This is a genomic window from Paractinoplanes rhizophilus (assembly GCF_042664765.1).
In the GTDB taxonomy this organism is placed as follows: Bacteria; Actinomycetota; Actinomycetes; order Mycobacteriales; family Micromonosporaceae; genus Actinoplanes; species Actinoplanes rhizophilus.
Map to the genome: position 1 here is coordinate 302,256 of NZ_JBHTBJ010000003.1, position 26,123 is coordinate 328,378.

General features: G+C 71.4%; 20 protein-coding genes and 1 tRNA gene. 16 read left to right on the forward strand and 5 right to left on the reverse strand.

All coding sequences use genetic code 11. The annotated features are described in order from the left end of the window. Positions 1-105 precede the first annotated feature (105 nt). Positions 106-759, reverse strand: a complete 654-nt coding sequence (locus ACFQS1_RS07280; protein ID WP_378965375.1) for a GNAT family N-acetyltransferase — start codon at positions 757-759, stop codon at positions 106-108. Between the two features lie 284 nt (positions 760-1,043). On the opposite strand from ACFQS1_RS07280, the gene ACFQS1_RS07285 reads away from it, so the two are divergent. The 8 genes from ACFQS1_RS07285 to ACFQS1_RS07320 all read left to right on the forward strand — a co-directional run bounded on the left by ACFQS1_RS07285 (position 1,044) and on the right by ACFQS1_RS07320 (position 7,584). Continuing rightward, on the forward strand, positions 1,044-1,781 hold the full coding sequence (locus ACFQS1_RS07285; protein ID WP_378965430.1) for a uracil-DNA glycosylase: 738 nt from the start codon (positions 1,044-1,046) through the stop codon (positions 1,779-1,781). Between the two features lie 31 nt (positions 1,782-1,812). After that, positions 1,813-2,505, forward strand: coding sequence for a DUF4129 domain-containing protein (locus ACFQS1_RS07290; RefSeq protein WP_378965376.1), 693 nt, complete (start codon positions 1,813-1,815; stop codon positions 2,503-2,505). Continuing rightward, complete coding sequence (locus ACFQS1_RS07295) at positions 2,502-3,077, forward strand: hypothetical protein (protein WP_378965377.1); 576 nt, start codon at positions 2,502-2,504, stop codon at positions 3,075-3,077. Before ACFQS1_RS07290 ends, ACFQS1_RS07295 begins: the two co-directional genes overlap by 4 nt. Before the next feature lie 7 nt (positions 3,078-3,084). Next, positions 3,085-4,083: an AAA family ATPase gene (locus ACFQS1_RS07300; RefSeq protein WP_378965378.1), complete on the forward strand. Its 999-nt coding sequence runs from the start codon at positions 3,085-3,087 to the stop codon at positions 4,081-4,083. Next, positions 4,076-5,443 (forward strand): DUF58 domain-containing protein, encoded by a 1,368-nt coding sequence (locus tag ACFQS1_RS07305; protein ID WP_378965379.1) that lies wholly within the window; start codon positions 4,076-4,078, stop codon positions 5,441-5,443. Before ACFQS1_RS07300 ends, ACFQS1_RS07305 begins: the two co-directional genes overlap by 8 nt. Next, the gene (locus ACFQS1_RS07310; protein ID WP_378965381.1) at positions 5,443-6,000 is read left to right on the forward strand and encodes a hypothetical protein; all 558 of its coding nucleotides are present in this window, start codon (positions 5,443-5,445) and stop codon (positions 5,998-6,000) included. The genes ACFQS1_RS07305 and ACFQS1_RS07310 overlap by 1 nt, the downstream gene beginning before the upstream one ends. Before the next feature lie 98 nt (positions 6,001-6,098). Next, entirely contained in the window at positions 6,099-7,454 is a 1,356-nt protein-coding gene (locus tag ACFQS1_RS07315; RefSeq protein WP_378965382.1) for an NAD(P)/FAD-dependent oxidoreductase, read from the forward strand. A gap of 46 nt (positions 7,455-7,500) precedes the next feature. Next, positions 7,501-7,584, forward strand: a tRNA-Leu gene (locus ACFQS1_RS07320). Positions 7,585-7,619: 35 nt separating this feature from the next. Here the strand turns inward: ACFQS1_RS07320 and ACFQS1_RS07325 are convergent. Next, positions 7,620-9,347 carry a TIGR03767 family metallophosphoesterase gene (locus tag ACFQS1_RS07325; RefSeq protein WP_378965383.1) on the reverse strand — a complete coding sequence of 576 codons (1,728 nt, stop codon included), beginning with the start codon at positions 9,345-9,347 and terminating at the stop codon, positions 7,620-7,622. A gap of 383 nt (positions 9,348-9,730) precedes the next feature. On the opposite strand from ACFQS1_RS07325, the gene ACFQS1_RS07330 reads away from it, so the two are divergent. The 3 genes from ACFQS1_RS07330 to ACFQS1_RS07340 all read left to right on the forward strand — a co-directional run bounded on the left by ACFQS1_RS07330 (position 9,731) and on the right by ACFQS1_RS07340 (position 14,909). After that, positions 9,731-10,603 carry an ABC transporter substrate-binding protein gene (locus ACFQS1_RS07330; RefSeq protein ID WP_378965384.1) on the forward strand — a complete coding sequence of 291 codons (873 nt, stop codon included), beginning with the start codon at positions 9,731-9,733 and terminating at the stop codon, positions 10,601-10,603. 225 nt (positions 10,604-10,828) lie between these two features. Then, entirely contained in the window at positions 10,829-12,655 is a 1,827-nt protein-coding gene (locus ACFQS1_RS07335) for an ABC transporter permease (protein WP_378965386.1), read from the forward strand. 487 nt (positions 12,656-13,142) lie between these two features. Then, positions 13,143-14,909 (forward strand): S9 family peptidase, encoded by a 1,767-nt coding sequence (locus ACFQS1_RS07340; RefSeq protein ID WP_378965431.1) that lies wholly within the window; start codon positions 13,143-13,145, stop codon positions 14,907-14,909. On the opposite strand, the gene ACFQS1_RS07345 is transcribed toward ACFQS1_RS07340, so the two are convergent. Further along, on the reverse strand, positions 14,878-16,152 hold the full coding sequence (locus tag ACFQS1_RS07345; RefSeq protein WP_378965387.1) for a helix-turn-helix domain-containing protein: 1,275 nt from the start codon (positions 16,150-16,152) through the stop codon (positions 14,878-14,880). The two genes, ACFQS1_RS07340 and ACFQS1_RS07345, sit on opposite strands and share 32 nt — an antisense overlap. Positions 16,153-16,298: 146 nt before the next feature. On the opposite strand from ACFQS1_RS07345, the gene ACFQS1_RS07350 reads away from it, so the two are divergent. From ACFQS1_RS07350 to ACFQS1_RS07370, 5 genes are all read left to right on the forward strand, one after another. Continuing rightward, positions 16,299-17,318 carry a CgeB family protein gene (locus ACFQS1_RS07350; RefSeq protein ID WP_378965388.1) on the forward strand — a complete coding sequence of 340 codons (1,020 nt, stop codon included), beginning with the start codon at positions 16,299-16,301 and terminating at the stop codon, positions 17,316-17,318. Continuing rightward, complete coding sequence (locus tag ACFQS1_RS07355; RefSeq protein ID WP_378965389.1) at positions 17,315-18,313, forward strand: thymidylate synthase; 999 nt, start codon at positions 17,315-17,317, stop codon at positions 18,311-18,313. Before ACFQS1_RS07350 ends, ACFQS1_RS07355 begins: the two co-directional genes overlap by 4 nt. Continuing rightward, positions 18,310-18,834: a nucleoside-diphosphate kinase gene (locus ACFQS1_RS07360; RefSeq protein ID WP_378965390.1), complete on the forward strand. Its 525-nt coding sequence runs from the start codon at positions 18,310-18,312 to the stop codon at positions 18,832-18,834. Before ACFQS1_RS07355 ends, ACFQS1_RS07360 begins: the two co-directional genes overlap by 4 nt. Next, complete coding sequence (locus tag ACFQS1_RS07365; protein WP_378965391.1) at positions 18,831-20,060, forward strand: hypothetical protein; 1,230 nt, start codon at positions 18,831-18,833, stop codon at positions 20,058-20,060. The genes ACFQS1_RS07360 and ACFQS1_RS07365 overlap by 4 nt, the downstream gene beginning before the upstream one ends. A gap of 73 nt (positions 20,061-20,133) precedes the next feature. Next, positions 20,134-20,760 carry a 3'-5' exonuclease gene (locus ACFQS1_RS07370; protein WP_378965392.1) on the forward strand — a complete coding sequence of 209 codons (627 nt, stop codon included), beginning with the start codon at positions 20,134-20,136 and terminating at the stop codon, positions 20,758-20,760. Between the two features lie 122 nt (positions 20,761-20,882). On the opposite strand, the gene ACFQS1_RS07375 is transcribed toward ACFQS1_RS07370, so the two are convergent. Further along, positions 20,883-22,076: a TIGR02679 family protein gene (locus ACFQS1_RS07375; RefSeq protein WP_378965393.1), complete on the reverse strand. Its 1,194-nt coding sequence runs from the start codon at positions 22,074-22,076 to the stop codon at positions 20,883-20,885. Then, complete coding sequence (locus ACFQS1_RS07380) at positions 22,069-26,112, reverse strand: TIGR02680 family protein (protein WP_378965395.1); 4,044 nt, start codon at positions 26,110-26,112, stop codon at positions 22,069-22,071. Before ACFQS1_RS07380 ends, ACFQS1_RS07375 begins: the two co-directional genes overlap by 8 nt. Positions 26,113-26,123 lie beyond the last annotated feature (11 nt).

Sequence of the window (26,123 nt, forward strand, 5' to 3'; positions counted from 1 at the left end):
TATGTCCGGCCCGCGGCCGCCCGCGCCCGCCGTGCCCGGACACTGCCGGCCGTGGCCGGCGGCACCGCAGGCAGTCGCCCGGCCGCGGCGCCACACCCCGCAGCGCTAGCGGCCGTGCTCGCCGGGGACCATGAGGGCCTCGCCGCCGACCGGGCGGTATCCGGCCGCCTGGAATGCCCGGACGCTGCGCGCGTTGCCCGCCGCCTGTTGCGACCACACCGGCAGCCCGCCCGGCACCAGATGCCGGGCGGCCACGGCCAGCGCCGTGCCCAGCCCGCGATGCCGCGTCGCCGGCTCCACCTCGATGGCCGCCTCCCACCGGCCGGCCACCCCACGCCCCAGGACCAGCAGGCCACCGTCGGTCGCCCAGACCCGTACGTCATCGCGGTGCAGCAGCGCCCGCCGCACCCGCGGATGCTCCGGATCGCGGATCTCGGCCAGCTCGACCGGCGGCGGCCCGGCCAGCGGGGGAGCCACGGTCAGCAGATCGATCGTGTCCATCCGCCGGCCCGTCCGCTCCAGGAGGGCGTGGAGAAACCGCGCGTTCATGGCCGCCGCGAGCGGATCGGTGTCCACATCGGCCAGCGCGCTCCTGACCCACGCCGGATCCTCGTCGACGAACACGACGGAGTGCCCGGTGAACGCCACCACGCCCGCATCCCGCCAGCTCGGCTGCGGCACGACGACCGTCTCCCCGTCGTCGACGGGAAATCGTCCCTCGGCCGCCGCATCCAGGATCTCCGCGAGTGTCACGCCCATGCCGACCAGCATCCGTCACGGCTCACCGCGGGGCGACGTGCCGGCGGAACATGTCGCGCACGTCATCCGGATGGTGTGGAGTGCCTACGCGGGCCCTGACCGGCACGTTCACCCTGGACAATTCGCGTCGGGCCGACAGAGTTGATCGCCAAGACTCCGTTGATACGCTTGCTCGGCAGTGCGAGCGAAGTGAGACATCCCAGGTGAAGGGTGGCGAGTTTGACCTACCCGGGTGAGAGGTCCGCGAGGCGGGATGCTGTGCTGCCTTGGTGAGTTTGGGTGAGCTGAGGTCGCGTACCCCCGAAGACGTTGTCAAGCACGCGGCCGGCGCCGCGTCACTTGGCGTGCTGGACGCCCGGGTCGCGGATTGTTTTGCCTGTCCGCGGCTGGTCTCGTGGCGTGAGGAGGTCGCGCGGGTCAAGCGGGCCTCGTTCCGGGAGTGGGACTACTGGGCGCGGCCCGTCCCGGGGTGGGGCAACGCCGATGCCGAGATCGGGATCCTGGGGCTCGCGCCGGCGGCGCACGGCGGCAACCGGACCGGGCGGATCTTCACCGGGGACCGGTCGGGTGACGTGCTGTTCGCGGCGCTGCACCGCGCCGGGCTGGCCAACCAGCCGACCAGCGTGTCGGTGGACGACGGGCTGGAGCTGCGGCACACCCGCATCTTCTCGGCGGTCCGGTGCGCGCCGCCGGACAACAAGCCGACGCCGAAGGAACGCGACACCTGCGCGCCGTGGGTGCATCGGGAGATTGACCTGATTCGTCCGACGCTGCGGGTGGTGGTGGCGCTCGGGGCGTTCGCGTGGGCCGCCTGGTGGCCGGCGATGACCGCCGTTTATGGCACAAAAGCGCCCGTGCCTCGGCCTAAGTTCGGGCACGGTGCGCTGGTGCGCATGCCGGGGGTGCCCGACCTGCTCGGGTGTTTCCACGTCAGCCAGCAGAACACCTTCACCGGACGACTCACCCCCGCGATGCTCGACGACGTGTTCGCCCGTGCGAAGACGCTCGCGGGCCTGGCATGATTCGGCACAGCCGAAGGGATAGCCGCACGACATGGATCTCGCCGCACTGCGCCGCTGGTGGCCATTGGCCGCCGTCCTCGTGCTGCTCTTCGTGACCGCGCTCGCGGCGACCCGGTCGTCGCCGCAGCTCGACCAGATCCATCCGGAGGAGACCCCGTCGCCCCCGCCGCTGCTGCCCGAGGCCCGGCCGAGCGCGGCCGGCGCCGGGCAGCCGCCCGAGGTCGCCCGTTCCCTGCCCGACTGGCTCGGCACCGCGGCGCTCTACCTGCTCCTGGTGGTGGCGCTGGTCGTGGTGGTCGTCGTGGTCTGGGCGATCGTGCGCGACCAGGCCCGCCGTCGCGCCCGCAAGGGCCGGCTCGGCGCCGCCGGCCGCAAGCCGGGCACGCGTACGGCGGACGAGATCGCGGCCGCGCTCGACGCCGGCCTCGAGGAGCTCTCCGACACCGACCGGGATCCCCGCCGGGCGGTCATCGCCTGCTGGGTGCGCCTCGAGCAGGCCGCCGCGGCGGCCGGCACCCCGCGCAGCCCGGGCGACAGCCCCACCGACCTGGTCGGCCGGCTGCTGCGCGAGCAGCGGGTCGACGCGCAGGTGCTCGCCGCCCTGCTCGAGGTCTACCGCGAGGCCCGCTACGCCACCCACACGGTCGACGACCAGATGCGCCGGCAGGCCCGCAGCGCCCTCGAACGGCTGCGCGCCGACCTCGGCGCGGGAGTCTCGGCATGAGCGACGGCGGCCTCGACGACCTCTTCACCTTCGGCGACGAGCCCGTCGACGAGCCGGCCGAGCCGGTCGTCAAGCGGCGCTCCACCGGCCTGTGGATCCTGCGCAACGCGCTGCTGATCGCGGCGGCCACCGCGGTGACCGTGGCCGCGCTGCGCGCCGCGAACACGCACGTCTCGCTGCTGCTGATCATCGCCTTCTTCACCGGGCTGCGGCTGGTGCTGTTCGCGGTCGCCCAGGTGGCGCCGCCCCCGGCGCCGAAGAGGCGATCCGCGGGCGCCGGGAACGGCGGGCACCAGGCCGACTCGCTGCGCGCCACCGTGCGCCGCTGGGAGCGCAGCCTCGGCCGGGCCCACTCCGACCCGGATCTCTATGCGCGTAACGTTTTGCCGGCGCTCGCCGAGCTTTCCGACGAACGGCTGCGGCTGCGGCACGGGATCACCCGGGCCTCGGATCCGCGCCGGGCCCGGGAGCTGCTCGGCGACCCGCTGTGGGCGGCCCTGCACGACCGGGGGCGGCGCACGGCCAAGGCGAGCGAGCTCGAGGCGTACGTGACCGTGTTGGAACGACTGTGAGAAAGGTGTGCCGGTGACCGAGAACGCCCTTCCCCCGTACGAGGTGGGCAGGTTGGCCGGTGCCGTCCTGGATTCGGTCGGCAGCGTCGTGGTGGGCAAGCGCGACTCGCTGGAGCTGGTCCTGGCCGGCATCCTGGCCGGTGGGCACGTGCTGCTCGAGGATCTGCCGGGACTGGGCAAGACGCTGACGGCCCGCTCCTTCGCGCAGTCCCTCGGCCTCGACTTCCGCCGCCTGCAGTTCACCCCCGACCTGCTCCCGGCCGACGTCACCGGGTCCTTCCTGTACGACCAGCGCAAGGGCGATTTCGCCTTCCGCGCCGGTCCGGTCTTCACCAACATGCTGCTGGCCGACGAGATCAACCGGACGCCGCCGAAGACCCAGGCCGCCCTGCTCGAAGCCATGCAGGAGAAGCAGGTGTCGGTCGAGGGTGTCACCTACCGCCTCGACCCGCCGTTCCACGTGCTGGCCACGGCCAACCCGATCGAGTACGAGGGGACGTACCCGCTCCCCGAGGCGCAGCTCGACCGCTTCCTGATCCGCGTGTCGTTCGGCTATCCGACCGCCGAGGAGGAGTGGGACGTGCTGCGCCGGCGCATGTCCCGCCGCCAGGAGGAGGCGTTCCTGCAGCCCGTGGTCGACGCCCGGATGCTGCAGGCCATGCAGGCCGCCCTGGAGTCGATCACCGTGGAGGACTCGATCGGCCGCTACATCGTGGCGCTGACCGCGGCCACCCGCGAGCACGCCTCGGTGCTGGTCGGCTCGTCGCCGCGAGGCTCGCTGGCGCTGCTGCTGCTCGCCCGGGCGCGGGCCGCGATGGCCGGCCGCGACTTCGTGGTGCCCGAGGACGTCAAGGACGTCGCCGTGCCCGCCCTCGCCCATCGCATCACGCTGCGGCCCGAGATGTGGCTGCGCCGCGTCGACCCCGCCTTTGTGGTGCAGGAGGTGCTGACCAACGTGCCGGCGCCGGCGAGCGGCGCGCTCCCGACGTACGCGCGGCATGACTGACCGCCTGACCCTTCGCCACGCGGTTCCGCAGTCGGCGGCGGCCGACAGCGAGTCGTGGTCGGCGCCCGTCTGGGTGCCGACCCGTGCGCTCGGCCGCTCGGTGCTGCTCACCGGCCTCTTCCTGCTGCTCGGCGTGGCGCTGGGCCGGGTCGACCTGGTGCTGCTGGCCGCGCCGTTCGCGATCGGCGCCGCGATCGGCCTGCGCCGGATGCCCCGCTCGGCGCCCGAGCTGGCGATCACCGCCGACGAGGAGCACATCGTCGAGGGCGGCCACGTCGACGCCGCGGTGACCGTGAGCAACCCCGACGTGATCCCGTACGACCTGGTGGTGCTGCGCATCCGCACCTCGCCCTGGCTGAAGCTGGAGCGGGCCGACCGCCCGTTCGCGATCACCGTGCCGCGCGACGGCTGGTACTCGGTGGATCTGGCCGGCGACGCGCTGCGCTGGGGCCGCCAGGACGTCGGTCCCGCGGCCGCGCGCGTCGCCGCCTGCGGTGGGCTGCTGGCCTGCCGTCCGGTCGTGGTCTCCGGTCAGGGCGTCCGGGTGTACCCGAACACGGATCCGTTCAACGCCACCGAGGCGATGCCGGCCGCGGCCGGCCTGGTGGGTAACCATCGGTCGCGGCGTCCCGGCGAGGGTGGAGAGCTTGCGGGCGTACGGCCGTTCGCGCCCGGCGATCGGCTGCGGCGCATCGACTGGCGGGTCTCGCTGCGCACCCGCGATCTGCACGTCGCCTCCACCCTGTCGGACCGCGACGCCGAGGTCCTGCTGCTGCTGGACGTGCTGGGCGAGGTGGGTCTCTCCGGCGGGGTGGCCGGCAGCGCGTCCGTCCTCGACACGACCGTCCGCGCGGCCGCCGCGATCGCCGAGCACTATCTCCAGCGCGGCGACCGCGTGTCCCTGCTGGAGTACGGCGCGACCGCCCGCCGCCTGCGCCCCGCCACCGGAAGACGCCAGTACCTGACCGTGCTCGAATGGCTGCTCGATGTGCGCCCCGACCCGGTCGAGGTCAGCGAGGACGACTACCAGAACGTCTTCGGCATGCACCACGTCTCGTCCGACGCGCTGGTCATGGTCCTGACCCCGCTCGTCGACCCGCGCTCGGCCGACATGCTCGCCCAGCTCACCCAGTCCGGCCGGTACGTGGTCGCGGTCGACACCCTGCCGGCCGGCGCCGCGCCCGCCAACCGCGACCAGTGGACCCCGCTCGCCACCCGGCTGTGGCGGATCGAGCGGGAGAACGTGCTGGGCCGGCTGCGCGAGCACGGCGTGCCGGTGGTGGCCTGGGCCGGCGCCGGCAGCCTCGACCTGGTGCTGCGCGACGTGGCCCGCCTCGCCTCGGCTCCGCGGGGGCACTGATGCTTCTGGACAGGCAGATCGCCGCCGCCCGGTCGGTCGTGTCGCGGGCCACCGCGATCCCGTTCATGGTCCGTTTCGGCATCGCGCTGTGCGGCCTGGTCGCGATGACCGTGGCCTGGCCGCAGGCGCTCGTGGCCAGCGAGTGGTACGTGGCTCTCGTCCTCGTCGCCGTCTATCCCGCGGTGGCGCCGCGCGGCCGGGGCGCGACGTTCGCCGCGCTGGTCGTGGTGGCCGGCTGGATCGCCGACACGGCCGGCTTCGAGTCCCAGATCGCGCTGTGGCGGGTGCTCACCATCGCCACCCTGCTCTACCTCGGACACTCGCTGACCGCGCTGGCCGCCGTCCTCCCGTACGACGCGGTCGTGACGTTGGACATGGTCGGCGGCTGGCTGGCCCGGGCCGGGGCGGTCGTGCTGATCTCCGCGGTACTCACCGTGGTGTCGCTGGGACTCTCCGCCGATCTCGCCGGCGGCGCGTTCGTGCTGGCCACGATCGCCGGTATCGCCTGCGCGGTGGGCGCCACGGTCCTCATAGCACGGCTTTTGCAGAGAGCTTGAAATCTGTTAGAAATATGTGCCTCACGGCACTTGACAAACGGATTTGTGTTACGTCACAGAACGCGGCACCGCGGCCCGTCGCGCGCGACAATATTCAGGTGAATCCGCAGCGCATCGTTGTCGTAGGGGCAGGTCACGTCGGGCTGTACGCGGCCCTGCACCTGTCCAGGAAGCTCAACCGGCGCCGCGCCGAGGTGGTCGTCATCGACCCGCAGCCGCACATGACGTACCAGCCGTTCCTCCCCGAGGCAGCGGCCGGCAACATCAGCCCGCGGCACGCGGTGGTTCCGCTCCGGCGGGAGCTCAAGAAGTGCCGCATCGTGTCCGGCGAGGTCACGAAGATCGAGCACGCGCGCAAGACGGTCACGATCCAGCCGATCGACGGGCCGTCCACCGAGATGACGTACGACCACATCATCGTGGCGCCCGGCTCGGTGTCGCGAACCCTGCCCATCCCCGGCCTGCGGGACCGCGGCATCGGGTTCAAGACCATCGGCGAGGCCATCTACCTGCGCAACCACATTCTGGACCGGCTCGACGTCGCGGCGGTCACCCCCGACCCGGCGGTGCGCAAGGCATCGCTGACCTTCGTGTTCGTCGGCGGCGGCTTCGCCGGCATCGAGGCGCTCGCCGAGATGGAGGACGTAGTCCGCGACGCGCTGAACTACTACCCCGACCTGGACCCGTCCGAGGTCCGGTTCGTGCTCGTCGAGGCCACCAAGCGGATCCTGCCCGAGGTCGGCGCCCAGATGGGCGCGTACGCCGCCCGCGCGCTCGACGCCCGCGGCATCGACCTGCGCCTGGACACCCGCCTCGAGTCGTGCGTCGATGGCGAGATCGTCCTGTCGGATGGCGACCGCTTCCGCGCCGAGACCCTGGTCTGGACGGCCGGCGTCAAGCCCAGCCCGATGCTCGACCGCACCGACCTCCCGCGCGGCCCCCGCGGCCACGTCACCTGCCTGCCGACCCTGCAGGTCCTCTCCCATGGGAAGGTGCTCGACGGAGCGTGGAGCGCCGGCGACTGCGCTCAGGTGCCCGACCTGACCAACCCCGGCGCCTACTGCTCGCCCAGCGCCCAGCACGCCGTCCGCCAGGCTCGCGTCCTGGCCGACAACATCCGCACGGTCATCCTCGGCGGCCTGCCCAAGGAGTACCGCCACAAGTACGTCGGCAGCGTCGCCGGCCTCGGCCTGTACAAGGGTGTCGCCCACGTCTACGGCATCCAGCTCAAGGGCATGCCTGCGTGGTTCATGCACCGCACGTACCACATGAGCCGTATCCCATCGTTCAACCGAAAGGTCCGGGTCGTGGTCGACTGGACCCTCGCCTTCGTGCTGCGGCGCGAGACCATCGCCCTCGGCCAGCTGCACACGCCCCGTGAGGAGTTCACCCACGTAACCCCGCGGGTGGACCTCCCGGAAGAGCGCGAAACGGTGGGCGCGGGGGCCCGCTAGTCGGATTCCACCGCCCGGGCGGCAACCGATACGGTGTTACTCGCCCGCCCGGGTGGTGGAATGGCAGACACGGCCGCCTTAAAAGCGGCTGCCTCAGAGAGGCGTGCGGGTTCGAGACCCGCCCCGGGCACCCCAACACCCTGTCCATGCCCCAGGGCGTGCCGGTCAGCTCCCGCTGATCGCGGCGGCCGGGGCGCGATGCCGGCTGTGCGCAGAGCTCGGGTTCGGCAGGAGCAGTTCCACGTTGCGGTCCGAGAGGTCGCCGCGGCGGGCGTCCGTTCGGTTCGGCACGTCGTTGGCAGCCAGCTCTCGGGACAGCGAGGCCAGCTTGGCCGTCTCGGTCAGCCGGCTGCCCCGGGAGATCGGGCCGCTGTGGTCGATGATCGTGCAGAAGATCGACAGGGTGCCGTCCAGGTTGTTGGCCAGTTCGACGATCCTGGACTGCTGCGGCCAGTCGATGTGCGCTGCTGTGTTGATCTCCCAGAAGCCGCCGCCGATGGCCGCCTCGGACGGGCGGGCGTGCGACGACACCTGGTTGCGGTGGGTATGGCCGTTCACCCAGGCGATCACGTTCGGGTATCGCAGCAGCAGGTCCCGCACCTGCGGGCCGCCGAGCCGGCCGCTGCCGTCGGTCACGTTGGTCATCGTCTCGATGGTGTGATGACTGAAGATCATGACGTACCGGTCCGGGCCGCCGCGGCGGCGGCGCACGATCTCGCCCGACGGGGCCAGCCATTGGCTGCTCGCCGCCCGCAACTGCGCCTCCAGCCAGGCGAACTGCACCGGGTCCATCGACCCCTCGGAACCGCCGCTGCTCGTGACGGTGTCCAGCACGATGCCGCGTACCGGTCCTCGGTCGAACGCGTAGTAGGCCGTGCCGGCGGCCAGGTTCGCGGCGGTGAATCCGTGCCCGACCGGGCCTCCGGTGGTCTTGAAATGCTCGCCGATGGTGGTGGCGCGGTCCACGATCCGCCGTTGGGCATCGGGGGTGACGAATCGCCGGCCGCCTTCGGCCAGCTGCTTCGCCACCGCGGCCGGATCCAGCCGCAGCAGCCCGGCAATGAATTGCACCTGCGTGGAAAGCGGGGCCGCCAGGATCGACGGCGGCAGGCTGGTCAGTTTCACCGGGCCGATCGCGATCTGTCGGAGCAGGTCGTTGCCGGGTACGTTGCCCTGGACCAGGCCGTCGTGGTTGCCGTAGACGGCATACCACGGCAGGTCCAGACCGGCCGCCCGGAACGGCGCGCGGGCCGCATCGAGCAGGCCGGGCACGCGCGGGAACCCGTACGCCGCGGTGGGCACGCCGAACCCGCTCTCCGGATGCCAGAAGGAGGGGTCCGGCGCCACATCGTCCATGACGCCCTCGTACCGTCCGGGGTCCCCGGAATCCGGCCTGATCGGGCCGCCGTCGAGCAGGTCGATGTACCAGCGCAGCTCGTTGAACTGGCAGTTGTCGGTGTTGTCCCCGGTGACCACGGCGAACCGCACCGGCGCGCCGGTCGCCGGGCCGCGGCGCACCCGGCGCAACTGGGCCACCATCGCGTCCGCCACCTGGGCGCTCAGCAATTCCTGTGGACGGTAGGCGCTTTCGAGATCCGACAGGCCCGGGACGGCGCTGTACTGATCGAGATACTCGAACCGGGCCGGCGACTGCACGTCCATCACATGTACGTCGGTGAGCTGCGCGAAGCAGGTCAGCACCCGCCGCCGGCGGCAGGCATGGCGGGGCACGCCGGCCAGGTCCCCGCGAAACAGGAAAGGCTCGCCGGCCGCGGCAGTCAACGGCGCGTAGCCGCCGGCGCCGGCCGCGCCCCGGACGATGGTGCGGGTCAGAGTCGTACTGGCGCCTGAGTTGACGCCTGCGGATGCGGCTCGCTGAGTAAGTGGATCCACAGCTCCGGCAACGGTGAACCCGGCCGCGCCGAGCGCGCCCCTGAGGATCGTGCGCCTGGTAAGTCCCACGCGATGCCCCTCTCAGCCGCCTCGGTGCGGTCCCTCCACAGTTCCGATTGGATTTACCGATCGCAATCGGCCGATTGGTGCCCTCTCCCGTCGGCGACCGCTGGTCGCCGGACGAGGCGGCGGTGACCGGGCCGGACTCCGCGAAAGTGGCGCTGCTGCGGGCGCATCAGGCGCCTGCATGTTGGTAGGCGCCTCTCTGGCCCCGTTGTGGCCGCCACCCACCGAACGTAGCCTCGGAACATCTCCAATTCCGGGATCGACCAGTACCGATTGGCGGGAGGCAGATGATGGGCAAATTCGTCATTCAACCGCACGTGAGGTTGCAGGAGTGGGTGGCCGAAGAGCACGGCTACTTCGGCGACGAGGGCCTCGATTACGAGTTCATGGCCGCCGGGTTCGCGGGCAGTTCGATCACCACGTCCGCGGTGCAGCCGGCGGATGCCGTGCCGGTCGAGCTGCAGCGTGGAGCATTCGAAGACATGGAGAAGGGGCGGGCGTGTGACGTCTCCGCCGCCTGCCACTGGGCGGTGAATGCCGTGGCGGCGGAGGGCGCCGGCAAGATGTGGGGCCACGCGTACTCGGTGTCGCCGGCGGGCATATTCGTGGCGCCGGACTCCGCATACCGGCGTCCGGAGGACCTGGCCGGGGTGTCGGTGGCGGTCGGCTACCACTCCGGTAGCCACTACTCGGCGATCCAAGCCCTGGAACCGTTCCTGGAACCGTCGCAGATCCAGCTCGCGTTCTCGGGACTGCCGAACGACCGGGTCCGGCTGATGATGCGGGGTGAGGTGCCGGCGGCGAACGTGTTCGGCGCCCAGTATTACCTTCTCGAGCAACTTGGTTACCGCAAGCTCCTGGACAGCACGTTCGTCATGGGCTTCCTCATCGCCAACTCGGCCGATCCGGAGGACGTCCGGCGGTATTTCCGGGCCCTGGAGAAGGCCCAGCGGGATATCGATCTGGAGCCGGAGCGGTACAAGCGGTACTGGCTACGCGAGCTGCCCGAAGACCTCGCCGAAGTCGCCGACGTGCGGCGCTTCGGGCCCGGTGAGCGGATCGTCTTCTCGCCGTACACGAAAGAGATGTACGAAGTGACCCAGCGCTGGATGAAGGGCCGAGATCTGATCAATCTGGACCTGGATCCGGACCCGGAAGGCGGCTTCCGTCAGGCGGTGCTCACCCAGTAATCGGCGCACGCCGGGCGGCCGGCGCTAGCCCAGGATTCGACCGTCGCGGTACGCCCGCGGAACGGCGTGCGAACAGGGCCGCGGCAGCGACGTGCCCGGCGATGAATTCGGCGTCGCGGCCCACCCAACCGAGCAGCTGCTGGCAAGGTCGGGCAGTACGACCAGATCGACGTACGCGCGGAGCCCGGGATCACCCCGGACCAGCTGCGCTCCCGGATCGCCGGCGTGCTGCCGGCCGGTCTCGAAGCGGTGACCGGCGCGACGGTCGTCGGCGAGGCCAGCAAGTCGGTCCAGAGCGCACTGGGCATGTTCACCAAGATTTTCCTCGGCTTCGCGGCGGTATCACTGCTGGTCGGCTCCTTCATCATCTGGAACACGTTCTCGGTCCTGGTCGCCCAGCGCGGCCGCGAGCACGCCCTGCTGCGGGCGATCGGCGCCGGGCGCCGGCAGATCCTGGCCAGCGTCCTGACCGAGGCCCTCGTCGTCGGCCTGGTCGCCGCGGCCCTCGGGCTCGGCCTCGGGCTGGCGGTCGCCGCCGGCCTGCGCGGGCTGCTCGGCGCGGTCGGCATGGAGATGCCGAGCACGGCATTGCAGCTGCATCCCCGTACGGTGCTCGCCGCCTTCGCCGTCGGCGTGCTCGTCACGCTGGTCGCCGCCCTCGTGCCGGCCTGGCGCGCCACCCGGATCGCGCCGATCGCGGCGCTGCGCGAGGCGGCCGCCCCGGTCAAGGGCATCGCCCGGGCTCGGGTCGTGGCCGGCGGCCTGTTGCTCGCCGGGGGAGTGGCCGGCCTGGCCCGGGCGATCAGCGCGGACTCCCAGACGGCTGCGGCGGGCCTTGGCACGCTGGCGACCTTCGCGGGCGTGCTGATGCTGGCCCCGGTCGCCGTCCGGCCTCTGGTACGCGTGCTCGGAGCCCCGATCTCCCGCAGCGTCACCGGTGGCATGGGCCGGCTCAACGCTGCCCGGTCCCCGCGCCGCACCGCCTCGACAGCGACCGCGCTCGTCATCGGGCTCGCGCTCGTCGTCGCCGTGACGGTGGTCGCATCGTCGATCAAGGCATCGGTCGGGGACGTGCTCGACCGGGCCAGCAAGGCCGATCTGATCCTCAAGGCCGGCAGCCAGTTCGCGGCCGGCATCCCGGCCGGCGTCGCCGACAAGCTGCGCGCGCTGCCGGAGGCCGGCACGGTATCGGAGATGCGCTGGGGGATGGCGCGGATCGACGGCACGACCGCGCCGGTGGCCGCCATCGACCCGGCCACCGTCGACCGGGTGGCCGACCTCGGCGTCGCCTCCGGCTCGGTCGGCGCGCTCGGGGCCGACGGGATCCTGCTGTCGGCCGACATCGCCAAGGCGAAGGGGCTGCGGGTCGGCTCTCCCCTGACCGTCACGTTCGCTCAGACTGGCGATCACCGGCTCCGGGTGATCGGCACGTTCACCGACACCACGCTCATCGGCACGCCCTACGTGGTCGGCCTGGACACCTACAACGCGAACTTCAGTGACCGGCTCGACATCGCCGTGCTCGTGGCCGCGAAGGACGGCGTCGGCACCGCGCGGATCAAGCAGCTCGCCACGACGGCGCTGGCCGAGTACCCGAACGTCGCGATCTCGGATGCCGGCGATCTGAAAGAGACCCAGCGCAAGAGCGTGGACCAGTTGCTCGGCATGGTCTACGTGATGCTGCTGCTGGCTGTCGTGATCGCGCTTCTGGGCGTGGTCAACACCCTGGCGCTGTCGGTGCTGGAACGCACCCGCGAGCTGGGCCTGCTGCGGGCGGTCGGCATGACCCGCCGACAGGTACGGTCGGCGGTCCGCTGGGAGGCGGTGCTCATCGCCGCGGTCGGCGCCGTCCTCGGACTGGTGCTGGGCCTGGCGTTCGGCGCGGCGTTCTCGCGAGCGCTGGCGTCCCTCGGCATCGTCACGGTCGACGTGCCGATTGCCCAGCCGGTCGTGTGCGCGCTCGTCGCGGCTCTCGCGGGTGTCGTCGCCGCGATCGCCCCGGCGCGCCGGGCCGCGAAGGTCGACATCCTCCGGGCGGTCGTCGCCGAGTAGCCGGTTGCGTCGGTAGCGTCGCCCAACTCGGCGTGCCCACTGGGCGTAGCGGATTGACCGCCGCGGGCAAGTCGGCCGTGGTCATCGCGCCGCACTGCGGGCACCACCGGCTCTTGACCTTGAAACTGATCAACCCCGCGAGGAACCCCACCAGGAGCGCGCACATTGCCGCTATCACCACCATGGGGATTCACCTCCGCGGACGAGGCGGTTCGTGGTTGTCGTCATGGGTGACATCCCCCTCGGGCTTGCGGTCGCCGACGCGTGGTTGTGGGCGATGGTGTTGAAGGGGCGGGCTCGCCAGGTTGCTTGCTCGGGGCTGGCGAGCCCGCCGGTGTCGCTCACCGCCGCAGCCTGGGCGGCGGATACAGCGGTGAGGTGATGGGTTCCATTCATCCGGTGGGTCGAGGTTGCCGCCAGCGGTAGGACGCGGACACTGGCGGTGTCCGCATCTGTCGCCGGCTTGCGGAGCGGAGTGGAGGCGTTGGTGATCGACGACGGGCGGGAATCAGCGCCGACGGCTGTCGACGTCGCCCGCGCGGGTGTCTCATACGACTGGCTGACCAGCATCGGCGGCGCGTTGTACTGGGTGGAGTCGTCTCCGGACGCCGACCGGGACGCGGTGGTGACCTGGTCGGCTGGGTCGGTCGCCGCTCTGCCCGGTGACGATGTGGGCAGCGGCTTACACGCCTACGGGGGGATGCCGTACGCGGTCTTGCCGTCGGGTGAGGTCGTGCGGGTGAACGGGGAATCGGGGCAGCTCATCGGCGCTGGGACGGTGTCTGCCACCGCGCATACCTATGGGGATTTGACCTGGTCCGGATTCGAGCTGCTGGGCGTCCGGGAAGACGCCAACGGGGATGAGCTCGTCGCGGTCGAGATGTCGTCCGGACGGCTCCGGGTTCTGGAGGCGACGGACGGGTTCCTCGCTTCACCAAGAGTGTCCGGGGAACGGCTGGCCTGGGTGCGCTGGGGCCGGAGTGTGATGCCGTGGGATTCCAGCGAGGTCTGGGCGGCCAGCTACCTGCCTGATGGGCAGCCGGTGGGCCTCGTGCGCGTGGCCGGCGGACCGGACGAGTCGGCGTTCCAGCCGCAGTGGGGCGTCGATGGGTGGCTGTATTTCATGTCGGACCGGACCGGGTGGTGGAATCTCTACCGGTGGCGCGACGGGCGGACCGAGCCGGTCGCCCCGGTCGAGGCTGAGTGTGCGACCGCACCGTGGGAGTCCGGCTACGCCAACTACGCGATCCTGCCGGACGGGCGGATCGTGATGACCATCCAGCGAGGCCCGGTGCACGAGCTGGCGGTGGTGTCCTCCGGCGCGGTAGTGCGGCTGCCTGTGCCGTACACGTCGATCAAGCCGTTTCTGGCGGTGGTGGGTGACCGGGTCGCGGTGATCGGGTCCTCGCCGACTCGGATGCAGGAGATCGCGCTGGTCAGCACGGATGGCTCCGGCCGGGTCGAGGTGGTCCGAGCCGGCGCGGATCACCGGTTCGATGACGTGTCGGTGCCGCAACTGATTGAGGTCCAGTCCGGCGGTGCCCAGGTGACGGCAATCCTCTACCCGCCGTCCGGTGATGCCGGTCCTGCGCCGGTGATCGTGCGCCCGCATGCGGGGCCGACCTACCACAGCGATCTTCGGCTGGACGGTGAGGTGCAGTTCTTCACCAGCCGGGGGTTCGCGGTGGTCCATGTCGACTATCGGGGCAGCACCGGCTACGGGCGTGCGTTCCGGAAGGGTCTCGACGGGCAGTGGGGCCGAGTCGACGTGGCGGATTGTCGTGCTGTAGCCGAGCATATGATCGACACCGGCAGAGCGATACCGGGTGCGGTGTTCATCTCCGGGGCCAGCGCGGGCGGCTATACGGCGTTGCGGGCGGTCAGCGAGGACGGGCCGTTCGCGATGGCGGTGGCCCGGTCGGCGATCGTCGATCCGCTGCGGTGGATGACGACGGCGCCGAGGTTCCAGCGGCCGCACGCCGCGATCCTGGCCTCGCCCGATTCGACGGTCCGAGCCGACCAGGTGCGCCGGCCGGTGCTGCTGATCCACGGCGTACGGGATGAGATCGTCGCCATCGGTGACACGATCGAGTTGGCGGAAGGGCTGCGCGGGCGCGGCCTGTTGGCCGGCCTGTTGGCGCTGGAGAACGTCGGGCACTACGTGTCCGGGACCGGGCTGGTGGCGGCGTTGGAGGCGGAGCTTGACGCCTACCGGAGCGTGCTCAAGGACGCCGGCCTACCGGTGCCGGGCTGAACAGCACCGGCAGCCGGAGTCGCGCGTACTCGGTGACCGCCTGTACCTCAGGCTGGTCGAAGTCCGGTTGGAGTTCGGCCAGCATGAGCACGATGCGGTGGGCGGCGCGGAACGACGCGACGGTCGCGGCGTGGTCGATCGCCTGGCGGGCCATCGCGCAGGCGTGTTCGATCTGACGGCTGCGGGCCAGGGAGGTGGCGTGCAGGGCGGTGTCGATGGCCAACCTGCGGACCCGGTGGGGTTCGAGCAGGTCGACGGCTCGAGTGGCCTCGCGTTGGGCGAGTTCGTGCAGACCGAGGTCGAAGAAGCAGTGTGCTTTCTCGTCGGTCAGGTCCGCTTCCCCGAAGTAGCCGATCCAGGCCGGCTCGTCGCCGGGCCGGCTGCGGGCCAGGTCGGCTTCGGCCTGCAACAGGGCGCTGGCGCAGGCGGGTTCGTCGCCGCGCCGGGCGTAGGCGCGAGCCAGCACCGTACGGCAAGCGGCCCGTACCGCCGGGGTGCTGGCGTGTTCTGTGCCGCGTAGCGCGGCGGCGGCAAGCCGGGCGGCTTGATCCGGGTCGCCACAGTGCAGGGCGAGGTGGGCGAGGCTGACCGCGATGAGGTAGCCGCCATAGAGACGATCTGCGGACCTCGTCGCGATATCCAACGCTCGCAGATAGTGCTGTTGGGCGAGTCCGTCGTCGCCGAGGTCGACCGCGTCGTAGCCGGCGAGTTCGAGGCATCCGGTCGCGAGCTGCGGCGCCCGGATGGTCAGGTCGTCGAGATCCGTGAGCACGCCGACGAGGTCGGGGTAGGTGGATCCGGCGCCGTGCCGGTGGTCTGCGCCGCGAAGGTCACGGAGCCGGTCCGCGGTAGACCGGTCATCACCGTCCCGGGCCCGCCGGGCGTCGCGAGTCGTCGACAGCAGCCAGTCCAGCACGGGCCGGTCCGTCGCCTCGGACCGGAACGCGGCCGTCGCGCCGACAGTGTCGCGGGTCAGCCGGAGCACTCGCTCCCGGTGCAGGATCGGCAGGAGCCGGCACAGACCGCCATCGGCGCCCAGGACTCGGTCGCAGGCGTCGACCAAGTCGTCGGTGGGCATCCGCTCCGCCGACTCGATCTTGCGGACCAGATCCTTGTGTACGAACAACGCGGCGCCGAGATCAGCCTGCGACATGCCCCGAGCCAGGCGGAGACGCCGGACTTCGGCCCCGAAGAAATGCAGCACGGACAGGGCCGGCTGCAACTGCTTGGGGGTCTGACCCATCGCCACCACCATCGGACCGAACGGGAAACGTCTATTGTCGATGAAACCGCGGACACGAGACGACGCCGTCACCCGCGATGGGGACAGGCCGGTTGTCCGCATCCACCCCCTGCCCGAAACCCGGACCGGTTGGGTCTGCTCGATGCATGCGTATCGGCTACAGCATGTGGGGTTTCCTCGGCCACGGCATCGTGGACACCCCGGACGGCTCCCGCGCCTTCCGGCGGCCGTTCGTCGACGGGCTCATCGCCGCCGGTCACGCGGTCGTGTTCCTCCAACCCGACCGCGACCTGACCGAGGCCGGGCAGACACCGCGGGGTCGCTACCGCTGGGATCCGGGCTTCCCTGACCTCGACGCGATCGTGTACGAGTGGCGGTGGCCGCTGCCCGGCCGCAACACCACCGACTGCGACGCTGCCGGGCACACCTGTGACCTGCACCGGCAGACCGACCTGTTCGACCACTACACGAAATCCGGCATACCGACGTTGATCTGGGATCTCGACCGGCAACTCCCCGGCGACGACCCTCGGCGGCTGCTGACCAACGTCATGGTCGGCGAGTTCGCCCTCACGCCGACGCCCGGCGCGGTGTCGCTGTCCTGCCCAGTGCCCGATGCGCTGCTGGACACCGCAGACCCGAAACTGCTCGCCAGCCTCTCCCGTCCGCTTCCGCTGGTCTACGTCGGAAACCAGTACGACCGTGACGAGGCATTCGACCGCTACTTCGCCCCCGCCGCGGCATGCCTGCCCCACCAAGTCGCGGGGAAATGGACCCGAACCCAGCGTTGGCCCCACGTGCGGTTCACCGGCCGATGCGGCTTCACGCAGGTCGAGGACCTTCACCGCCGCGCCCTGGCCACCGTGTTGCTGCTGCCTGACCGGTACGCACACGCCGGACACATGACTTCCCGCTGGTTCGAAGCGCTACTCGCCGGCTGCCTTCCCCTGACCCCGGCCGAGATCCGGTTCGCCGATGCCTACGCACCCCGCGACCTGCAAGTCACCACCGGCAAGGACGTGATCGACAAGCTCATTTGGATTCAGTCGATCGCCGGCAGCGCCGAGCACGCCGACCTGATCGCCGGCTGCCTGCCCCTGCTGGAGCCGTTCCGCTGCTCTGCCCAGGTCGCCGCCGCTCTCACGGTCCTGGAAGGACTGTCATGATCACCGGCCCGGTCTTCGGCACCTTCACTGACGCGTACCTCGCCGTCCTGCGCGAGATCCACGACCAACCCCGCCACTTCACGGTCACCAGGGGCAAGACCGCGATCGAAACCCCGAACGTCAGCTTCACCATTGGCGACCCCGTCGCCCGCACCCCGTACCTGGCCGCCCGCCGGGGGAACATCGTCTTCAACCACGCCGAGGCGCTTTGGTACCTGTCCGGCCACGACGACCTCGACATGGTCGCCCACTACGCCCCGAGGCTGCGTGGACTTTCCGAGAACGGCACCACGCTGACCGGCACCGCGTACGGTCCTCGCCTGTTCGCCCGTATCGGCCCAGACGGCCAGTCACAGTTCGACCGGGTCTTGGCGATGTTGGGCGACGACCCGGACACCAAACGCGCCACCATGCTGATCATGCGGCCGGACGAACTGGCCGACCCCGCCAACCCGGATGTCGCCTGCACCCTCGGCCTGCAGTTCATGCTCCGCGCCGGGCGGTTGCACGCCATCGCCTACATGCGGGGCAACGACGCCATGATCGGCCTGTACGGCGACACGTTTGCCTTCACCTTCATCCAGGAATTCGCGGCCCGCCTGCTCGACGTCGAGGTCGGCACCTACGCCCACCACGTCGGGTCCATGCATATAAACACCCTCGACCTCGCCAAGGTCGAACGCATCCTCGCCGAACCGACCCGCCCCGACCTCGGCCACGCGACCATGCCTTCCACCGCCGGCTGGGACGACCTGCAGACCGTCCTGGCCTGGGAAGAAAAGCTCCGGCGTAACCAGACCATCTACACCGCCGATGCGGTCGATCTGGACTCCTACTGGTCGCAGGTCATCGCGCTGTTCGAGGTCCACCGGCAGCTCACCCACCACCCCGACCAGCCCGTCAGCCCGGAAGCGCTCGCCCTGCTCCGGCCAGGCCATCGCTGGCTGGTCGAGCAGCGCTGGCCTGATCGGATGCCCGCCGGAGTGACACCGTGACCGCCGCCATCGACGTCGACTGGACCCGCTGGACCGTCGTACTCCTCAAACCCGACTGCATCGCTCGCAGCCTCGTCGAACCCGTCCTCACCTGGGTCAGCACCGAAGTCACCCTCGTCGACCAGCGCCTGGTTACCCCCACCGAGCAGCAGATCTTCGCCCACTACGACGACCTGCTCACCACCCGACGCGCCCATTTCACCTGGGTCGACGTCCCCGCTGATCTACGCCGCACCTACGTCGGCCGCCGCGTCGGCATCGCCCTCGGCTACGCCCCCAACGCCGCGCCCCGCCTGCGCGACCTGCTCGGCCACTACGACCCCACCCACGCCGGCCTGCTGACTATCCGTGGCCGCTTCGGACAGGACTCGCTGTGCCAGGCCCAAGCCGAGCAGCGGCTCATCGCGAACGTCATCCACTCCTCCGACGACCCCGGCGGAGCCGAACGCGAATTTGGCATCTGGTACGGCCCGGCCCACCGGCACCTGCTGCACCCGCCCACGCAAGGAGGTCAATCGTGACGATCGCTACCGGCCCGCGCCTGCTGCCCATGCTGTCCGAGCAGGCCAAAGCCAGCCTTGACCCGTATATGGCGCTTATCGTCGGCTACCGCAAATCCGGCCTGTCTCTGAACCACATCATCGGCTGCCCCCTCGACTGCGGATACTGCGTACGCCATTTCTGGGCCAACTACGATGTCAAGATCCCTCACCTGCTCTGCCCCACCAACCAGGCCATCGAGCAGTTGGTCAATCACCACGCCTTCCAACCCCACATCACCCCGATCCAGCTGTTCAACAAGGCCACCGACCCGTTCCTCCCCGGCGTCAAACCCCACCTGTTCCAGGTCCTGCAAACCCTCGACAAGCGCGGCTTCACCAACCACGTCCTGGTCATCACCCGGTTCAAGGTCACCGCCGCCGACATGGCAGTCCTCGAACGGCTACGCCACCTCCGAGTCACGCTGTTGTTTACCTACTCCGGCATCACCGACCCCCGCATCGAGCCGATCGCCAAGACCAACACCACTCTCAGCTCGATCCGCACCGCCACCAGCCACAAGAATCGAACCGGAGTGGTGCTCTACTGGCGGCCCATCGTCCCTGGCTGGAACGACACCCCCGACACCATGGCCCATGTCCTCGACTCCGGCCGCGACGTCGACGCCATCGTGTTCACCGGCTATTACCACAAACCCGAAAACGCCGACCACCTGCGCCACCTCGGCGTCGACGTGCCCTACGCCGACGACTACGCCCGCCGCAAAGTCATGCCCGCTGAACTCGACGCCCGCGTCGTCGCCGCCTGGCGCGCCTCCGGCATCACCACCCCGCTGTTCCGCAAGACCTCCTGCGGCGTCGCCTACACCCACGCCGCCCCCGACTACAACGGCCACTGGGGCGTCCGCGAACTCTGCGACATTTGCCCCGCCGCCCAGCAGCAACGCTGCGCCGACGATCACCGAGAACCAACGCCCGCCGACATGGACGCCGTCCTTGCTCACCTCGCCTACACCACCGACTACCTCATCGAAGACGGCCACGTCTGGACCCACGGCCTCGGCGAACAACGCCGCTACGCCATGCAGCACACCCTGCGACACCAGATCTGGGAAATCGACCAACCCCACTACCTGCACGCCCACGGCCGCTCCCTCAACGGCCACGCCGCCAACCCCGCCCAGGTCGCCGCCCTCGCCGAAATCCGCGAATACTTCGAGAACGCCACCCGCTACGAGGATGACTGACCCCACCGATACGGTCCCGGACGCGGCGCAGCCGGCGACCGTCATGGAACACTCGGCACGGAGGTGCAGACAGGTGGAACTCGTCGCGATCGACCTCGAAGGCAGCGGCGCCCAAGACCGCGACCACGAAGCCATCCTCGAGATCGCCCTCGTGCCCATCGTCGACTGGCAACCCGACATGAGCAGGGCCTACTGCACCCTGGTCAACCCCCAACGCCCGATCCCTCGCAGACCATGGATCTCGCCTGGGCTCACCGACGGGAGTCTCCGCACAGCGCCTACGATCGCGGCCGTCGAACCCGGGCTCGCCGACCGGATCGACGGGAGGTATCTCGTCGGCCACAACGTGGGCGTCGACTGGCGCCTCCTTCACCGCCGCTGTCCGACCGTCACCCCGGCCGGACTCATCGACACCCTCCACCTAGCCCGCACGATCGACCCGAAAGCCCAACACGGCCTCACTGCCCTGCTCGAACGGTACGAACTCACCAACCAGGTACACCGACTCGCACCAGGCAGCATCCCGCACCGAGCCCTCTGGGACACTGCCGGTTCCGCCCTGCTACTCACGACGCTCGTCACACGGCTCCTCGGCCACCAGCCAGACCTCGAAACCCTCCGCGAAGCCGCCGGCATCCCCACCGACAAGCCGACAACACCAGTCGCAACGCAGCCCAGCCTCTTCGACCCGGCAGGCTGAGTGGCAGGCCTGACCGGGACGGGGAGGTCACCCCAACGGGGTTCGGTGACCGTCCTTCCCGTTGTTCGAAGTCCGCGGGGCACCCCAGAAGATCCACTAGGTTCCCCCGGCCACGTGGAGAGCTACCGCGGCCCAGCGCCGCCGGGCGTCGTGAGATCGGCCAGAAGTGTGTTGATCAGCCGTTCCTCCATGACGGATCGCCCCGCCTCGGTCATGGCCTCGGCCAGCGACGGATCCCAGGGCGTGGCCGAGGGGGCGCCGGTGAGCGGCAGGCCCGGCCCGTCGGCGGCGAGGTAGTCGGCGCCCGACATGCGCCATGGCACGGCATCCGGATAGCGGGCCAGGGCGGAAGCGGTGAGCCGTACCCCGGTCCAGTCGAAGTCGTTCCGCCACCTGAACACCGCGCCCGGCACCCGGCACGCCAGCAGGGCGTGGACCGCGGTGGCCGGCGCGCCCTCGGTGCAGATCAGCGGCGCCGTCGCGCGTCCCGCCGCGGCTCGCAGCACGGCCGGGTTCTCGCACACGAAAATATCCTCGGCCGGCACCACCAACCGGGCCGCCCGCACCTGATGCAGGGTGACCCGGAACGGCACGTGTGCCTCCGCGGCGGTGGACAGCCAGTCGCCGAGCAGGCCGCCCGCCGCCGGAACGTTGAGGACCAGCACCTGGCTGGCCAGGTCGTCGGGCACCACCCCGGCCAGCTCCCACAGCGCCCGTTCCTGTTCCGCGCTCGCCGGCGCCGGCATCTCGTGCCAGGCGGCCAGCGCCCGCAGGGCGAGCCCGCGCAGCGGGCCGTCGGTGAGGGCCTTGGTGTCGCCGAGAACCCGTTCGGCGAACACCGGCATCGGCTCGCCGGGAACCGGCAAGGCCGCCAGGACCGCCAGCACGTGCCGGAACGGCAGTCCGCCGCGGACGATCCTGGTGAGCGTTCCGTCGCGGCGCATCGAGGCGAGCCATCCGTCGAACCACGGCTGTCCGGCATGCCGGCTGGTGGCGGCGAGCTCCAGCACTGCTTCGCGCCCGGCGGCCTCCCGGCTGCGCTCACCCGGCCGGTCGCGGAACGGGCCGACCGCCTCGGCCAGGCCGACGCCGTGCACGTCCCGCAGGAAGGTGTCGAGCTCGGCCAGCCGGACGGTGACCCGGCGGACGCCGGCGGGCCGGTGCACTCCGGTCACCCCGATGACGACATGCCGTTCGGTCTCGTCGGGGGCCGGCAGGGAGATCGAGCCGGCGAGGCTGCCGCCGGTACGTTCCAGGCTGCGCCGAGCCGCGGCGAGCAGGCGCCGCCAGCCCGGATCGGAGCGCAGCTCAGGCATCGGCGGCGACCGTGCGGGTCGTCGGTGAGCCCAGCGCGGCGGCAAGCGTGCCGTCGAAGTCGGCCACGTTCGCGGCGCCGTCCCACACCAGAAGAACGGTCGAGACCGTGTGCTCCACAGTGGAGTGCGAGAGGTCGTAGTGCGCGCAGCCGGTCACCGCCGGGTGGGTGGCCCACAGGTCGTACCCGGTCATGAACAGGTCCAGGTCGAACTGCTTGGCCAGCGACATCAGCTCGCCGCGCCCGTTGTCGTCGACACCGGCGAAGGCTTCGTCCAGGCCGAGCAGCCGGGGCGCGTCCGCCCGCGCCGATCCGAACAGCGCGTTCGCCGCGGCGAACAGCGGCAGGTGCAGCGACACCGACTGCTCGCCACCGGAGAGCTGGCTGTGCCGGGCCCGGGTCAGCGGTTCGCTGACTCCACCGGGCCGGTGCAGGGTGAACGCGAAGACCCGCCACTGCCGATAGTCCAGCACCTCGGCGAGCAGCTCGCGGTAGGGCTTCTCCGGCGCCTGGGCCCGGGCGGTCTTGATCCGTGCCGCGAAGTGCCGTCGCAGAGTCGTCAGTTGCGTCGGCCCCAGCCGGGCGGGATCGCGCTCCAGCAGCTTGCACACCTCGCGCTGCTCCGGATCCAGGTCGTCGGAGAGCCGCCAGCCGACCCCGACGGTCAGGCCGGACGACATCTTGCGGGCGCGCATCTGCCGGTCCATCGCGTCGACCAGGTCGCGGGCCTCGATCGTACGGCGGTGGATCTGCCCGGCGAGCTGGCCCAGCAGGGCGTCCTCGAAGACCCGCTGCTCCGCCTCGGTGAGCAGTTGTTCCTGGTCCCGGCGTTCGGCCGCGATGCGTTCGGCGAAGGTCGCGACCGGGGTCAGGCCCTGCTCGTCGGCTACCCGTACGACGATCACGCCCTCGTCGGTGTCCCATTCCGGCCGGTGGTCGAGCCCGGCCGCCGGCAGCTGCGCCTGCAGGTCAGTGAGCGCGCCGGTCAGCCGGGTCGCGCTCTGCTTCAGCGAGGTCTCGGTCGGGCTCAGCTCCCGGGTGGCGGTGAGGATCGCCTCGTGCAGCAGCACGACCGCCGGGTCGAGATCGTCGCCCGCGGCGTCGGCGGCGGGCCAGCGCAGGTGCGGCGGGCAGCGGATCAGACCCAAAAGATCACTTTGGGCGTACGGCCGCAGGCGCACCGCCTCGCGCCGTGCCTCCACGACCGCCTCCGAGGCCGCCCGCTCACCGACCTCGACCCGGGCCAAGGCGCCCGCACGACTCTGCAGGGCCTGGCTGTGCGCCTCTCGTGCCTGGTCCAGGGCCTGCTCGGCGGCCGTCACGGCCGCCGTGGTCTCGGCCACCTCGGCCAGCACCCGGCTCGCCTCGCTGCCGATCGCCGCCGACAGGGTGCGCAGCTCCTCGTCCTTCTCGGTGTGCCGGGCGTGTGCCGCGCGCGCCGCCCGGGCGGCCGCCTCGTACCGTTCCTCCGCTTCGGCATGCCGCGCGACGGCTTCGTCGGCCAGCGCGGCGGTCCGTTCCGCGCCGTCGTGGGCGTGCCGCAACTCCAGACCGAGCCGGTCGAAGCGGTCCAGCGCGGCCGCGGTCGAGTCGAGCCGCTCGACCGGCAGCATTCGCTCGGCGGCGGCCCGGCGTAGCGCGGTGGACGCGGCAGCCCGTTCGGCCACGGCCGCGTCGAGCCGGCTTGCGGCTTCGAGCGCCGCCTCACGCCGTACGCGGGAAAGGGTGGCGGCTCGATCCAGATCGCGCTCGGCCCGGGCGATCGCGGTGCGCGGCGGCAGCGCCGCGCCCGCCCGGTCCACCGCGTCCAGCAGCCGTCGCTGGGCCTCCCGGGCGGCCGTGACGTCGCCGATCTCGTGATCGAGCTCCGCGATCCGCCGGTCGCAGTCGGCGATCCGGGCGGCCCGCCGGGCGGCCCGCGCGGTGGCCCCGATGTATTCGCAGCGTTCCTTGGCGAACCGGCCGACGCCGGATCCCTGCGCCCAGTGGCCACCGGCGGTAGCCGCGGACGGGCCGGTCACGTCGGCGAGGCCGATGCCCCGCAGCAGCGCCGTGATCCGCTCGGCCGGCACCATCTCCTGATCCTCGGGCACCAGCACGTCGGCCAGTGTCGCGGCACCGACGGAGCCCGCGGCGGCCCGGAGGTAGGCGTCTTGCTCGCCCTCGGCGAGAGCCCGGTCGGTGTCGTCGGCGGCCGGGTGCACCCAGGCGTCCAGCAGGCCGGCGGCGTGCAGGGCCGCTTCGATCCCGGCCGCTTCCCGCTCGGGGATCCCGTCCGCGAAGCGGACGAGACGCCACAGGGGCGCGCCCGCGCGGTTCTCGCGCGACGCCGGCCGGGTCGGCGACGGCGGCGGAGCGTCGTCCTGCTCGGCCGCGATCTCGGCCCGTTCTGCGACCACCTCCCGGCGTTCGGCGGCCAGCCGGTCGGCCCGCGAGCCGAGCGCGGCCGCCTGGTCGCGGATCGCGCTGACCGGCTCGGCCACCCGATCGTTGTAGAGCTCCCGCAGCGGGGGTGCGTCCGCAGCGTCCATGATCGATTCGGCCAGCCGGTCGGGCAGATCGGGCACGTCCAAGCGGGTCAGCAGCCCGGCATGCTCCGCGCCCCAGACGCGTACGGCTTGGGCCGTCTCCGCCCGTGCCGCCTCGAGAGCCTCGACGGCCGCCGCCTCCGCGGCGGCCGCGTCCTCCACCGCCGCCCGGGCATTCCGATCCTCCTCGGCCGCCCGCACATGCTCCCGGTCCGCCTCCGCCAGGCGACCAGCCAGCTGCCGCACGGCCCGCAGATCGGCGCGGCGGGCCTCCGACCGGGCGGCCAGCCGCGCGGTGAGCCCGTCGGGGTCCGCATCACCGGTTCCCCACTCGAGGCCGCCCGCCTCCGCCTCCGACGCCAGCTCGGCCGCTACCCGGCCCACCCTGGCCCGCGCGTCGTGCGCTGCCACGGCCGCCCGCTCGGACTCGGCCCGCCGCCGTCCGGAACTGTCCTGCTCACTGCGGGTCAGCTCGTCGGCACGCCGCACCGCCTCGGCCAGGTCGTGGACGTGTCGTTCCAGGTCGGCGAGCTGCTCGTGCGACCGGTAGGCGGCCGAGCTCTTCAACCGGTCGAGATGCGCGCGCAGGCGGGCCGGCTCGGCCTCCACGGCACGCAGCCGCTCCTCGGCCTCCTCGGCCCGGGCCCGCGCGGCTTCCGCCTCGGCCCGTGCGGCGGTCAGCGCCTCCCGGCGCTCCCCGATGCTGCCGCGGCGTGCGCTGACCGCGTCGGCGGCGGCCCGGGCATGCGTACGCAAATAGGTGGCGTACACCGCGAGGAACGCGGTGGTCGCGGCATCGGCCGCGATCAAACCTTCGAGGGTACGGGCGACCGCCTCCATGTCGTCGAACGAGCGCGCCGCCTCGACCAGCAGGTGATCCTCCACCGGCCGCAGGCCACGCTGCAGCGTGCGGGAGAGCTCCACCGGATTGAGATCCTTCGCCAGCTGCGGCTTGCGCAACGTCAGCACCAGGTCGAGCAACTGCTCGTAGCGGGCCGGTCCCAGCCCGAACAGCTTGGCGTCGACCAGGTGCCGGTACTCCTCGGCCGAGTCGCGGACTGCCTCCGCGCCGAGCCGGTCGATCAGGTCGCGCCGGGACACCGGCCGGTCGCCGTCGTCCAGCAGCGACAGATCCACCCCGACCCGGCCGTCGGCCACGAAATGCCAGCGGGTGACCCGGTCGTTGTGCCGATGCGCCCGCAACCCGATGCCGATGGTCACGAACCGGGCGCCGTCGCCGAACTCCATCCACACGTACGCGTGCGACGACTCCTGCCCCCGGTAGAGCAGGTTCGACTTCATCGTCCGGTCCTCGCCGGCGAACGGGTTCAGCCGGCGCGGCTCGATCCGCCCGTCCAGCACGAACGGAAACAGCACCTCCAGCGCCTTCGTCTTGCCGGAGCCGTTGGGGCCGCGCAGCACGAGCCACCCGTCGACGAAGAGGAACTCCTCGTCCCGGTAGTCCCAGAGGTTGATGATGCCGGCGCGCGTGGGGGCGAAACGAGCCACGGAAATCCTCG

What these genes read in the sequence shown, in the direction of transcription:
- ACFQS1_RS07280 (WP_378965375.1), bottom strand. Translation starts at nt 759, where the DNA reads ATGGGCGTGACACTCGCGGAGATCCTGGATGCGGCGGCCGAGGGACGA.
- ACFQS1_RS07290 (WP_378965376.1), top strand. Translation starts at nt 1,813, where the DNA reads ATGGATCTCGCCGCACTGCGCCGCTGGTGGCCATTGGCCGCCGTCCTC.
- ACFQS1_RS07295 (WP_378965377.1), top strand. Translation starts at nt 2,502, where the DNA reads ATGAGCGACGGCGGCCTCGACGACCTCTTCACCTTCGGCGACGAGCCC.
- ACFQS1_RS07305 (WP_378965379.1), top strand. Translation starts at nt 4,076, where the DNA reads ATGACTGACCGCCTGACCCTTCGCCACGCGGTTCCGCAGTCGGCGGCG.
- ACFQS1_RS07310 (WP_378965381.1), top strand. Translation starts at nt 5,443, where the DNA reads ATGCTTCTGGACAGGCAGATCGCCGCCGCCCGGTCGGTCGTGTCGCGG.
- ACFQS1_RS07345 (WP_378965387.1), bottom strand. Translation starts at nt 16,152, where the DNA reads ATGGGTCAGACCCCCAAGCAGTTGCAGCCGGCCCTGTCCGTGCTGCAT.
- ACFQS1_RS07350 (WP_378965388.1), top strand. Translation starts at nt 16,299, where the DNA reads ATGCGTATCGGCTACAGCATGTGGGGTTTCCTCGGCCACGGCATCGTG.
- ACFQS1_RS07355 (WP_378965389.1), top strand. Translation starts at nt 17,315, where the DNA reads ATGATCACCGGCCCGGTCTTCGGCACCTTCACTGACGCGTACCTCGCC.
- ACFQS1_RS07375 (WP_378965393.1), bottom strand. Translation starts at nt 22,076, where the DNA reads ATGCCTGAGCTGCGCTCCGATCCGGGCTGGCGGCGCCTGCTCGCCGCG.